Origin of the sequence: Chryseobacterium indologenes (assembly GCF_018362995.1) — a bacterium.
Taxonomy (GTDB): domain Bacteria; phylum Bacteroidota; class Bacteroidia; order Flavobacteriales; family Weeksellaceae; genus Chryseobacterium; species Chryseobacterium indologenes_G.
In genome coordinates this window covers 1,483,230-1,495,695 of the sequence record NZ_CP074372.1, presented here as the reverse complement: position 1 = coordinate 1,495,695, position 12,466 = coordinate 1,483,230, and the positions used below count along the sequence as shown (strand labels likewise).

13 protein-coding genes are annotated in these 12,466 nt (G+C 35.2%); 4 read left to right on the top strand and 9 right to left on the bottom strand.

What is annotated here, in order from left to right; translation table 11 throughout:
• Window positions 1–398: 398 nt before the first annotated feature.
• From DYR29_RS06795 to DYR29_RS06785, 3 genes are read right to left on the bottom strand one after another with little or no spacing between them, the layout of a single operon-like run.
• Window positions 399–821: a hypothetical protein gene (locus DYR29_RS06795; protein WP_213279848.1), complete on the bottom strand. Its 423-nt coding sequence runs from the start codon at window positions 819–821 to the stop codon at window positions 399–401.
• Window positions 822–827: 6 nt separating this feature from the next.
• Window positions 828–1,574: a YggS family pyridoxal phosphate-dependent enzyme gene (locus DYR29_RS06790; protein WP_213279847.1), complete on the bottom strand. Its 747-nt coding sequence runs from the start codon at window positions 1,572–1,574 to the stop codon at window positions 828–830.
• A complete protein-coding gene (locus tag DYR29_RS06785) occupies window positions 1,571–2,290 on the bottom strand; it encodes an AAA family ATPase (RefSeq protein ID WP_213279846.1) in 720 nt (239 codons plus the stop codon). The genes DYR29_RS06790 and DYR29_RS06785 overlap by 4 nt, the downstream gene beginning before the upstream one ends.
• A 1,158-nt stretch (window positions 2,291–3,448) precedes the next feature.
• Here DYR29_RS06785 and DYR29_RS06780 point away from each other — a divergent pair.
• The gene (locus DYR29_RS06780) at window positions 3,449–3,784 is read left to right on the top strand and encodes a DMT family transporter (protein ID WP_047385461.1); all 336 of its coding nucleotides are present in this window, start codon (window positions 3,449–3,451) and stop codon (window positions 3,782–3,784) included.
• Here the strand turns inward: DYR29_RS06780 and DYR29_RS06775 are convergent.
• The 3 genes from DYR29_RS06775 to DYR29_RS06765 all read right to left on the bottom strand — a co-directional run bounded on the left by DYR29_RS06775 (window position 3,781) and on the right by DYR29_RS06765 (window position 6,109).
• Window positions 3,781–4,437: a glycosyltransferase family 32 protein gene (locus DYR29_RS06775; protein ID WP_213279845.1), complete on the bottom strand. Its 657-nt coding sequence runs from the start codon at window positions 4,435–4,437 to the stop codon at window positions 3,781–3,783. The two genes, DYR29_RS06780 and DYR29_RS06775, sit on opposite strands and share 4 nt — an antisense overlap.
• Window positions 4,438–4,701: 264 nt before the next feature.
• Complete coding sequence (locus tag DYR29_RS06770) at window positions 4,702–5,673, bottom strand: DUF6268 family outer membrane beta-barrel protein (RefSeq protein ID WP_213279844.1); 972 nt, start codon at window positions 5,671–5,673, stop codon at window positions 4,702–4,704.
• Window positions 5,674–5,680: 7 nt separating this feature from the next.
• Entirely contained in the window at window positions 5,681–6,109 is a 429-nt protein-coding gene (locus DYR29_RS06765) for a hypothetical protein (protein WP_213279843.1), read from the bottom strand.
• Between the two features lie 194 nt (window positions 6,110–6,303).
• Between DYR29_RS06765 and DYR29_RS06760 the strand changes: the two genes are divergently transcribed.
• The gene (locus tag DYR29_RS06760) at window positions 6,304–7,380 is read left to right on the top strand and encodes a sensor histidine kinase (protein WP_213279842.1); all 1,077 of its coding nucleotides are present in this window, start codon (window positions 6,304–6,306) and stop codon (window positions 7,378–7,380) included.
• Window positions 7,380–8,102, top strand: coding sequence for a LytR/AlgR family response regulator transcription factor (locus DYR29_RS06755; RefSeq protein ID WP_213279841.1), 723 nt, complete (start codon window positions 7,380–7,382; stop codon window positions 8,100–8,102). Before DYR29_RS06760 ends, DYR29_RS06755 begins: the two co-directional genes overlap by 1 nt.
• Window positions 8,103–8,361: 259 nt before the next feature.
• On the opposite strand, the gene DYR29_RS06750 is transcribed toward DYR29_RS06755, so the two are convergent.
• Together DYR29_RS06750 and DYR29_RS06745 are read right to left on the bottom strand one after the other, a co-directional pair.
• Window positions 8,362–9,096 carry a DNA-formamidopyrimidine glycosylase family protein gene (locus DYR29_RS06750; protein ID WP_213279840.1) on the bottom strand — a complete coding sequence of 245 codons (735 nt, stop codon included), beginning with the start codon at window positions 9,094–9,096 and terminating at the stop codon, window positions 8,362–8,364.
• Window positions 9,097–9,187: 91 nt separating this feature from the next.
• Complete coding sequence (locus DYR29_RS06745; protein WP_213279839.1) at window positions 9,188–9,817, bottom strand: class I SAM-dependent methyltransferase; 630 nt, start codon at window positions 9,815–9,817, stop codon at window positions 9,188–9,190.
• 204 nt (window positions 9,818–10,021) lie between these two features.
• Here DYR29_RS06745 and DYR29_RS06740 point away from each other — a divergent pair, with 204 nt between their 5' ends.
• A complete protein-coding gene (locus tag DYR29_RS06740) occupies window positions 10,022–11,377 on the top strand; it encodes a deoxyguanosinetriphosphate triphosphohydrolase (protein ID WP_213280591.1) in 1,356 nt (451 codons plus the stop codon).
• A gap of 3 nt (window positions 11,378–11,380) precedes the next feature.
• Here the strand turns inward: DYR29_RS06740 and DYR29_RS06735 are convergent, their stop codons facing one another.
• Window positions 11,381–12,457 (bottom strand): NAD(P)H-dependent flavin oxidoreductase, encoded by a 1,077-nt coding sequence (locus DYR29_RS06735; RefSeq protein WP_213279838.1) that lies wholly within the window; start codon window positions 12,455–12,457, stop codon window positions 11,381–11,383.
• Window positions 12,458–12,466: the final 9 nt, after the last annotated feature.

The window sequence follows — 12,466 nt, the reverse complement described above, 5'->3', positions numbered from 1 at the left end:
TCTCTAGGTTGGTGCAATCAGTTATGTTCTTGTTTTTAAAACAAAACCACCTCCCAAAACTGAGAGGTGTTCTATTTTGTTTTCTGTCATATTCCTTTACCTTCTTTTAAAGCTATAGGCGAGTAAAATGGCTGCACCCATAGTAACGCAGGTTATAATTGAAATAGTTTCAATGGAGATTCCACTTTTCATCTGTGTGTTTTCTTTTTCACATGAAAAAAAGAATAATACTGCTATAAATAGACAGCCCGAGAGTAATTTTTTTGTCATACATGTATTTGTTTGGTTCTTAAAGTTTTACATCAAAAAGTATACCGAATTTGTAGACTTAAAAAACGTAATGTTTTAGGGCTTTTGATTACTTTTAGAAGCTGCTGACAAATAAATTAGGAGCGTGGTTATGAAAGATAATTAATTTTATGAGCAACTTCTTCAATTAATCCCTGGCTTCCGAAGTAGCAAAACAAATGATTGATGATAAGGCCAAAAAGAGGAAGGAGCTTTCCAAAGAAACCTTCAAAATAAATCAATGTAATGATAAGAAATGCGAGAGCAAATAAGTTTAATTTCCATAGCTTAACTTTGTAAGTTAGTATTTTACTTTCTTCATTATAGGTAAATTTTCCGTCATCAATTAAAGATAAGTAATCCCAATTGGATCTTTCTTTAAGAAAACCCTCATTAAAAGAAACAAATCCCGGCCCGTAAAGAATGTTTTGGACTTTTTTCTCTCTAAGTATATCACATGCTGTATAAATTACGTTATCAGAAGTTTTATCTTTTGTGATTTCTTTTTCAAAAGTATAAGTAAATGGGAACATATAATTTTATGCTTTTTTATTCGTTTTTCCTTCGTTCCAATAATAGCTGTCCGGATAGATTCTCGCTCCAAAAACTGCAGTTCCCACCCGTATAATGGTGGCTCCTTCCTCAATGGCTGTTTCCAGGTCTCCGCTCATTCCCATGGAAAGTTCTTTCATTTCCACATTCGGAATATGTTCATGGATGATTTCCTGCTGAAGATTTTTAAGAATTTTGAAACAAGCTCTTACTTTCTCTGTTTCTGCACTGAATAGACCGATGGTCATCAATCCTTTTATTTTCAATGTAGAGAAACCGGAAATTTTTCGGGTAAGTTCAACTGCCTCACTGGGACCAACTCCGAATTTGCTCTCCTCATTTGAAGTATTCACCTGAATTAAAACATCTATTGTTTTGTTTTCGGCCAAAAGCCTTTGGTGAAGTTTTTCGGCCAGTTCCAGGCGATCCAGGGATTGAACGCACGTAACATCATATTTGAGAATATCTTTGATTTTATTGGTCTGAAGATGTCCTATAAAGTGATTGTTATGAGGTATGTCTTTTAAATCATCGTACTTCTCCTTCAATTCCTGCACCTTGTTTTCTGCAATTAAGGTTTGCCCATGCTCCAGTGCAACTTTAATTCGTTCTGCGGAAACTGTTTTAGTGGCCAATAATAATTTAACTTCATCAATATTTCTTCCGGATTGTTCACAAGCGCTTTTTACCCGGCTATTGATGATGGTGAGATTGTGGAGAATATCTTCTTTCATGATGGGATGGTTTCTTTGGCTTCCAGTTTTTTAATCAATGCAGCTTTTACCGATGTTAAAGCATAATCCTTAGCTTCAGCAAAAGAAACCGAGTACTTTCTGTCAACTGTTCTCATATCTTCAGGGAATTGATCCAGTAATTGGTCGTAGAAGGTATCTAGGATTTCTGCAGAGGGTATTTCGTAATTGATCTTTAGCTGGAAACGTCTTAGCAAAGCGGTGTCAATAATCTCAGGATGATTGGTGGCACAAAGCAAAAGTGAATGTTCAGGATAATAATCAATTAATTGAATCAATGTATTCACCAGTCTTCTCATTTCCCCTACATCTTTATCATCACTGCCTCTGGCTTTCCCGATCTGATCCAGCTCGTCAAGAAAAAGAACTGATCTTTCTCTTGCTGCTTTATCAAAGATCATTTTAATATTCTGGGAGGTTTCGCCGATACGGGATGAAACGATGTTACTCAGATTAAGGATCATAATATTTTTTCCCAAAGCATTGGCAACAGCCTTTGCAGTCATTGTTTTTCCGCATCCCGAACTTCCCTGAAGTAAAATCTTATTATTAACCGGAAGGCCATATTCCTGCAGTTCTTTGATGTAGTGGTGTTCCTTGATAAGCTGAACCAGATGCTCCTTGTTATTTTTATCGAGAAATACTCCGTTAAGGTTTACTTGTTCTTTATCTTGGATAATAAGATTGTATAGACTCATAGTGACGGTAAATGATTATTGAATAAACAAAGATAAAGCTTTATTAAATGCCGTAAGAAATCCTGAATCATAATAAACAGATAGGCCAGAAGAAAGAAGGTCAGAAATTGTGAATTATAAATTATGAGTTATAAATAAAATACCAAAAAAATTACGTAACCTGTGAGTAAATAAAGAGTTCTTCCGGACATAAAAAAATAAAGCCAGACTTGCGACTGGCTTTATTCATTTGGATATTAAAATTTGTTATGAAACTAAGATTTTGTGGTTTATGTTTTGGGCCCTTTTACCCGATGAGTAAAAGAGCAATCCGATCTCTCAGACTAAAAACATAAAACAATATAATTAGTATAGATATTTCTATAGGCTTGCTTTATTTAAAATTAGTTTCTTTCTCTTCTTACTGTCATGAAATATGAAGTGATTACGACTAAACCTGTTACGATACCGATATAAGTTACCATTTTGTATTATTTTTAATTATTTGACTTTTTTTTATCAATCTTTCAATTGCAATATTACTACTTTCAAATCACGTGCCAAAATAAATACTTATGATGTATATCAGTGTTTTACGAGGTTTATGTTCATTTATTAGTGAGATTTTGTTTACATTAAATTAATGCATTATTGAGAATTTATTAACACTTTTATTATTCTCTCTGTAAAATTATGTGAAAACGTTAATCGTTTCTCGACTTCTATATTGGAGTTGATAAAACAAATAATAAATAATGCGTGGCATAATATTGTTTTAAACCGTTTTTTTTGAATGTAAATTTTTCACGCGAAAAGGATTTTCATGTTAAGAAAATTTATTTTTAGCCACGTTTTTCATTCGGAATTTTTGTCATCTGTCAGATTTCATGACATAGAGAAATATTTTTTTTGTGCCAGATCTGAAAATATCTTTGCGCAATGGCATACTTTTTCAAAACTTTTAAATTATTGAATGGACCTAAAAATAAGGCACTTAAGATAAATTAAGTGGTTGATACCAGTATTGTTGTAGGATTAATGATTCGAAAATAGAATTTTTTTATACCATAATAAAGGGCAGAGAAATACTTGCAGTGTTTGGACAACAGAGAATTTTCCCATTATTCATTTTTGGAATTACCGGAGTGCTTTTGTTACTTTTGTACAAAGAATAAACTTATGGGACGCAGTTATATTTTTCTTGCTTTGGCTATTGTATTTGAGATCATCGCTACGAGTTTTCTGAAAAAATCCGAGGAGTTCTCCAAACTATGGCCATCCGTAGTGACCGTCATAGGATATGCCTGTGCTTTTTATTTTCTAAGTCTCACGCTTCGGCAGATTCCTGTTGGGATTACCTACGCCATTTGGTCCGGAGTAGGAATTGTCTTTATAACGATGATTGGAGTTATTGCCTTCAAACAGATTCCGGATCTTCCGGCTATTATTGGTATTGCCCTGATTGTAATCGGGGTAATTATTATTAACGTATTTTCAAAAATGGGAACGCATTAAAAAATAATCTCCTCATGCTTTTGCATCTGTTTCCAATGTTTGGATCTTGTTTTGTATAAGAAAAATTTTCCCAGTTTATATTTAAACTTTAAATATCCGCGGAACTCAATACCTTCAAATAATGTAAAGGGAATAGTAGGATTTTCTTCTAGTGACTGTCTGATTCCATTACTGAATACAGTAGGTCCTGTAGTAGAATGTATATCATGTGGATAGCGATGAGTGTTTATATTATCCATCATCAATTCCAGTGTTTTCTTTAGAAAAGGATGATTTTTATTGAAAATAAGGGCCCATTGAACATATAGGTTTTCATGTCTTTCTACACTGATTACAGCTTCATCATTATCTTTTATCAACTTTTTGAATGGCTTGATAATACTGCTGTCTATATCCAGATATACACCTCCTTTCTTATATAAAACGGCATATCTGAAAAAATCAGCTTTTGCAGCACCGATTCTCAGCTTGCGATACGTTTCAATATAGTGTGGGGGGAATTCTTCTTCAAGAAAATTTTCTATATCCTGATCATCATAAAAGTAATACTTATATTCCGGATTCTTTCTTTTCATATTCCAGATATGATAACGCGTAATCAGAGGAAGTTTTTTAGTTATAAAAGTCTGAAATATTTGTTTGGGTACAGGCATATTCTTTTTGGTAAATTCTTATATTTAAAATCCCGAAATCATTTTCACAAGTCATTTGCATAGGAGGCAATAAGATTTTTCATGAAAGAGAATCTCCGAACGTGTATTTTTTCTGTAGTTTTGATTGTAATTTGTAAGAATGGTTAAACGCTGAAAGAAGAAAATTTTAATTTTTTTTTAATCTTCTTGATTAGGAAACTTCAGCAATCTATTCGGATATTGTAAAAATCAAAATCCTGTGTTTACAGGAACGGCTTTTCGGTGTTATTTTATCCTTTTTCTTTCAAATGGATTATAAGAAATTCCAACATTGAAATAGAGTGAAGGTTTGTAGGTTCCTTTCCATATATAATCATTAAAGGAATCTTGTTTATTAAAAGCCCTGGAGTTGATATTTGCTCTGAGCCCTGTTTTAAAAGTTCCGATAAAGTTTCCTCCAAGATTATGCTCATACATTGCCCCTGAATTGAGAGCAACCTGCCGGAATTCATAAGTATTGTTATTACGGTAGGTATAAAATGATGTATTATCCATTTCCGTTCCCAGAGAAAGTCTTCCGTTGGAAGAAATATCTTTTCGGATCAGCACTTTTTTCGGAAGCAGAATATCCAGCACCCATCCGTTATTGAATCTGTTTTCATACGTAAAAATAGGAAGTATGGGTATTTGGGCACTTGGGTCAATAATACCGGCCAGTCCAAGAGTCATTTTTGTTTTTGGAGTTGCTTTTAAAATCAATGAAGCAGTTGCCAATCCTCTGATCCGTTCAAAATGCTGATCACTGCCATCAGTAGAAATGCTGGCCGAATATATCGCTGTCTTTTTGAATAACCTTGAAAAATAGCTCAGATTCATCGCTTCAGAATGATAGTGAAAGTTCTCTTCGGATTCAATTCCCGGAATGACAGGATTTTCGTTGCTGATTGAAGTGTAACGGTAGTTCAGTGTAGTGCTTAAAAGCCAGTTTCTTTTCTTGATAAAATAAATGTTGGCATCTGCCTTCATCTGCTGAAAGCTTTTTACCTTATTATCCGGCAGATCCTGACCCTGGAGCTGCGAAGAGAAAGAGGATGGGGTGACAAAGGTGTATTCGACATTGAAGTTTCGTGCCTGCGGAATTTTATCAGCAAAAAAAGCGCGCACCTTCAAAGGAATACTATCCTTTTTCTGGGCATAGGTAATGTTCTTTAAAGGAAGTATTGTCAATGGGACAAGTACTCTTCTCAATGTTTTCATGGGCAGTTTATTTTAAAGGCTGAATGATGGATTGGAAAAAATTGAATGTAAAAATCCTCTCATAGAAGATATCCAGGCTGTTTTCAATAATTGCGTCTGCATAGCCGGCTGCATCCGGAATATAAGTTTCCTCTACAAAAACAAACCAGAGTTCCGAAAGCTTATATCTCTTTCTGAATTCTTCTGAAGCATTGCTGTCAGGCACAGCAGAATGTTTCAGGTCACAAAACAGAATTCCAATTGTATCTCCCTGATGTTCTATAATATTAATAGGATGGTGGAGATAGCTGAGGATTTTAATTTCCGGATCAAAACATTCTACAAAATGGTGTAAATCAATAAGCTGTATTACTTTTTCTTCCTGCTGAGATTCTGTCATAAAGAAACATTCCAATGATATTTCCTGAGTCAATTCGTGAAAAGCTGTTAATTCCATATGTGTTCATTTTACAGGCACAAAGGAATAGAGAAAAACAGAGCGTGAATTTGTTTTTATACAAAATGGCCGGGATTTTATACAAAAACCGGGAGTGTAATAATTGGTATAATAAAATACAGGTTTCGTATAATAAAATAGTTGTAAATTCCGTTATTGTCTATTTTTGTTAATGATAAAAATGAGCCTATCGTATGAAATACAGTCCGCAGAAATTTGAAGAAACCTTTGTAATGGATTTTTTGGTGGAAGCGAAGTATGGGTTCCGAAGGCATCTGCTGTTTCTCATCTTCTTTTTCTTTCTGCTGTACAGTGCGAGATTCTGGCATTGGTATTCGGGAATATATCAATACTATGTCTTATTCTTTGTGTATATTATTCTGATCGCAATGGTTTACATTAATATATATGTATTGGTTCCCCGGTTTTTCTTTAAAACAAAATACCTTACCTATCTTGTATTGCTTGTTCTGATGGGAGTTGTAGGGCTTAATTTCATTGGCTATAGTTTCAGACATCTTTTTGAGGATTTCAGAACACAATATATTCCTAAGGATAACGAAAGAGGAGGAATCTATGAAGGTATTCTGATGTGTATCCCGATTATTCTTACGACTACCACCATAAAACTTCTCCAAAAATGGATCAGTGATAATAAAAGGATCAGTGAACTGAGCAATCTTACCCTGAATATGGAACTGAATGAGCTTCGGAATCAGATCAATCCACATTTTCTGTTTAATATGCTGAATAATGTAAAAGCATTGATCAGAACAGATCCCGCAAAAGCTTCAGTAGTGATTGTAAAGCTTTCAGAATTTCTCAGATATCAGCTGTATGAAAACAGTGAAGAGAAAACGCTACTGGCTTCAGAAATTGATTTCCTGTCCAATTTTTTAAACCTTGAAAAAATAAGACGTGATAATTTCTCTTTTGATATTCAAACTGATGTTGATAAAAGAATCAGCAGCAGTACATTTATTCCACCGAATTTGTTTACTACTTTCGTTGAAAATGCGGTCAAACACAGTGTAGATCTCAGTGGGGGAGAATCTTATGTGAAAATTGAGATCAATATTGAGAATAAGCAACTTCACTTTATGTGTGTCAATTCAAGGAGTGTGGGTTATATTGTCTCGGACAAAAAAAACAGTGGGCTTGGGCTTGCCAATATCACCAGAAGGCTGGAGCTTCTCTATAACAACACTTTTGATCTGCAAATAGAATCAGGTGAAAAAGAATATATTGTAAATTTAAAAATTCCCGTGTGATGAATTGTATTATAGTTGATGATGAACCTTTGGCAAGGTCCGAAATGAGATCACTGATCGCTGAAATTTCCAATATTGATATCCTTGGCGAATTTTCCAATGCACCATCTGCTCTTGATTTTCTTAAAGATAATGATGTAGACCTTATTTTTCTCGATATAGAAATGCCTATGGTGACAGGCCTTGAGTTTGCAGAAATATTTCCCAAAAAATCACTGATCATCTTTACCACAGCCTATTCTCAATATGCGTTGAAGAGCTATGAATTGGAAGCAGTAGATTATCTGTTGAAGCCTATTGACCCCCAGAGACTGAAAAAGGCTGTTGAGAAAGCCATACTTTATACCGAACTCTTGTCTAAAGACACCGTGAAAAATACGGTAGAAACCAATACTGCAGACTTTTTATTTATCAAAGCAGAACGAAGATTCTATAAAATCAGTTTTTCAGATATTAAATTCATAGAAGGGCTTAAAGATTATGTAGTCATTCATACAAAGCAGCAAAAGCTTATTACTGCAATGAATCTGAAAACCATTCATCAGAAAATTTCCGGAGAAACCTTTATCAGAGTAAGTAAATCCTACGTTGTCAATATGAATTATATTGATTCATTTGATAATCATAATATATACATTGAAGACTCTGAGATTCCTCTTGGAGAAGTATACCGCGCTGAATTCTTTACAAGATTTGCAGGAGGACTCCTGAATTCAGATTAGAATGTAAGTAATAGGTAATGAGCAATGAGTAATAAGTAATAGTTTTTGCAGGATTCGTGATGCAAAAAAGTAGATATTGTCAACTGTGAAAATCTGTAAGAAAATAGATCAGAATTGTCATTCTGAACGAAATGAAATGTAGTGAAGAATCTCATGTTTTACCATCAGTAAGATTCTTCCTTCGTCAGAATGACAAAAAATGGTCTTTAGATAAATAAACCCTTCAACGGCTTTAGCCAAAACTTAAAATAATATGGATCTAATAAAGCTTCTGATCTTTTTCACAATAGAAGCTCCTCCTTTTCCCTACACCCGTTTGTTTTTTGATCAATTTCTGTCCACAAACCGGACATATAGATTTAGTATGAACAAGCCAATGCTTTTTTAATATAAATTCTCTTTTCCATCTCAGAAAATCAAAACTGTAATTCCTGGCTTCAGCAATAAGCTCTTTTCTTTTTTTGGCAGGAAGATTCCCCAACAAACTTTCCGGCTGCACTCCGATTCTGAAAAGTACTTCGTTTTTAATAATATTGCCGACACCGGAAAAAATATCCTGATTCATCAATGCATCACAAACCATCATTTTTGGATTCGATTTCAATTTTTTCTCTGCTTTTTTTGGATCCCACTGATCACTCATTACATCGGCTTCCCAATCAATTGTGGAGAGAAATTCAAGGTCTACGGATTTTACAGAACAGGTGTAAAAATAGATGCTTCCGGTGGAAAAAAATAATGCTAAACGTAAACTTTTATCCGGCTTGGTCTGTTCATCAATGCTGTAAGAACCAAACATTAATAAATGAATCCGGATCGCTGCTTTTTCAAAAACCAGATAAGTTTGTTTTCCAAAAGTTCGGATTTCCAGAAGGGATTGGCCAATGAAAATTTCTTTCTCGAATTTGGCATTTCCTGAAACTTCTGTCACTTGCTGACCTGCAAATGGCTGCAGGTTTTCTTTCATTAATATGATGGATGGACCTTCAGGCATACGTTTGTTTTGGGATAAAGATTCAAATAATATTCCATAGCTATCTGAAATCTTAATTTTTTATCCCAAAACAAACCTGTTTTAAATATCTTTAGACCAATTTCTGTCCTACAAAACGAATCACAGAGCCCGTTCCATTATGAAACAATCCTTCATTGAGCTCGATTTCTGTTTCTGTTAATTCAATACGATCATAATCAGGAAAATCTGCCTTGATTTCTTCAATAGAGAATAGAGATTCAATATCTTTTGGGCCGCCTACCTTTTCATTCTTCGCAATATATTCAAGGTGATTTTTACTGAAAGCTTCAAAAATAACAAAACCGCCTCTACGCAGATATTGATTCAGCATTTGATGGATGGAAGATTTAATATCTCCCGGAAAATGAGCGTAAATAAGAGCAATAGCATCAAACTGTTGTTTCTGATAATTCAACGTTGAAAGTTCTCCAACCTGATAATCAATTGTGGTTCCCAGTTGTTCCGCAAGCTGTAACGCTTTATTTCTGCCATTGGCGCTGATATCAAAAGCGGAGACCTGCCATCCCTGTGTTGCTGCGAAAACCGCATTCCGGCCTTCTCCTTCTGCAGGAAACAGTATTTTGCCTGGTTGTAATTTACTAAGTTGTTCTCTCAGGTAATTGTTGGGTTCTGTCCCGTAGGCAAACTCTTCGCTGCTATACCTTTCGTCCCATCTGTTGAGCCATGTGTTGTCCGTCATTGTAAAAGAATTTTAAAATTTGGATAAAGAAGAATGATAAGTATTCTTCGGTTGTATTAGTTGCGTCAAATGTAGAATATTTCTTTAATCTTTCCGATCCCTAAAAAACGTTTACTATAATAGATTTTTTGAATGACAGATCTGTTTAATAAAAATCTAAATACTATTCCGTACAATTAAAATTTGGAGTAATTTTGAAAAATGATGAATTTAAACCAGATTTTCACCAATCAACGTACAGGAAACAATCCACAGACTAAGGCTTCACGAACTGATTTTCAAAGGGATTTCGACAGAATTATCTTCTCTTCTGCTTTCAGAAGACTGCAGAATAAAACGCAGGTTTTTCCTCTTCCCGGAAGTGTTTTTGTACACAACAGGCTTACGCATTCTCTGGAAGTATCATCTGTAGGAAGAAGTTTAGGAAGTATTATCGGTGAATTCATTGCTGAAGATTTTAAAAATGAGCTTACTGAAGATTCAAAGAATTTTTATCTCTATAATTTAGGGAACGTAATTGCCGCAGCATGTTTATGTCATGATGTGGGAAACCCGGCTTTCGGACATTCCGGAGAAGATGCCATTGCAAGCTATTTTGAAAGGAATGAAAAAGACCTGAAGTCAAAATTCAATGAAAAGGAGTGGGCGGATCTGGTCAACTTTGAAGGAAATGCCAATGCGATCAGAGTTCTGGCACAGCAGCAGCAAGGGAAAGATGCGGGAGGTATTCAGCTTACTTTCTCCACATTGGCAAGTATTGCAAAATATCCGTGTGAGGCTGTAGCCAAGAAAAAAGGAATTATTCACAGAAAGAAATTCGGTTTTTTCCAGAATGAAAAAGATATTTTCCTGGAAATTGCTAAAGGAACCCATCTTATTTCTGAAAGTGAAGAACCTCATATTTTCAAAAGACATCCGTTTGTATGGCTGGTAGAAGCGGCAGATGATATCTGCTACAATATCATTGATATGGAAGATGCCCACAGATTGGGAATTGTTTCTACCGCGGACTGCAAAAACTTATTTTTTGAACTGGTAAAATCTGAGACAGACGATGTTCAGAGAATTGAAACGAAGCTAAATTCTATTTCCAACGAAAACGAACAGATTTCTTACTTAAGAGCAAAAGTAATCAATGCTTTAATTAATAAATCGCTTGAGATGTACAAATACAACTTTGAGACAATTCTTGAAGGAAATCTTGGCAACGGTCTATTGGATATCTATAAAAAAGAAAATAAAGCATTACAGGATATTGCAAGTTTCTCCGTAGAAAAAATCTATAATCACAAAGCGGTTGTAGAAATTGAAAATGCAGGATATAATGTAATGTATGAATTGCTGGATCATTTTATTCCTTCCATTCTGAAACCGGAAGATAAGAGAAAATCCTATGATGAAAAAGCTTTGAAATTAATTCCAAAGCAATTTATTTACGATGACGGTACCGATTACCAGAAAGTTCTCGGAGTCATTGATTTCGTTTCAGGGATGACGGATAATTATGCTACCGATTTATATAGAAAAATTAAAGGAATAGACATCGGAATGACGGTGTAAATTCTATTTATTCAATAATTCAGAAGCCTCTTCGATTAATGATTTCATTAAAGTGGAGGCTTTTTTATGCTTTAAAAGCGGAGCAATCTGACCTGCCCAGAAAAATACCAGATCATTCTTTTTCTGTTCTAAAGCTGCCTTTCTCAGTGCACCCATAAAATGAGTCTGCAACGGAAATGGTAATGTTTTGTCGGTGGCAGCCAATACATCTCGTGATATTGTTGTGGTAATTCCGCGTCCTAATCTTCCGGTATACGCTCTGGTAAGCGTGGTGGATCTTGCAGCATCGGAAAATAAAAACTCTTTATGTATTGGTAAAGCTCCGGATTCTTCAGTAGCCAGAAATGCTGTCCCAATCTGTACTGCTTCTGCGCCCAGTTGAAAAGCACCGGCAATTCCACGGCCGTTAGCAATACCGCCAGCCGCAATTACAGGAATTTTTACACGATCTTTTATCAGTTGGATCAAAGCAAAAGTTCCCGTTGTAGAAAGTTCAGCCTGATCCAGAAATGAAGGTCGGTGGCCGCCACTTTCAAAGCCGGAAGCTACAATGATATCCACTCCGGTTTTTTCCAGCGCAATTGCTTCATTCAAGGTGGTTGCATTTCCCAAAACAATAGTTCCCTGCTGGTGAAGATCTTCAATGATACTTTCGTCCATCAATCCAAACATAAAGCTGAAAACTTTAGGCTTAATATCAAAAATAACATTCAACTGATTCTGGAATCTTGATTCAAAAGAGGGTGGAAGGGCAGGAATATCTGTGTCTAAAAGATCAAAATAAGGCCTGAAAGTTTCAATTGCCTTCTGATATTGTTCTTTTGTATGCTCTTCATCAATAATATCGTGATCGCTGACCCAGAGATTAAGATTGTAAGGTTTATCTGTTTTCGTTTGTATTTCTTTATGAAGGTCATAAATTTCCTGCGGTGACAAAGTATAAGCCCCAAATCCGCCTAATCCGCCAAGATTGCTCACTGTTGAGGTCAGTTCAACCGTAGAAAGATCTCCGCCAAAAGGACCTTGCAGAATAGGATATTTTATACCCAGTAATTCTGTAATTCTATTTTTATTCCACATGATTTTGTT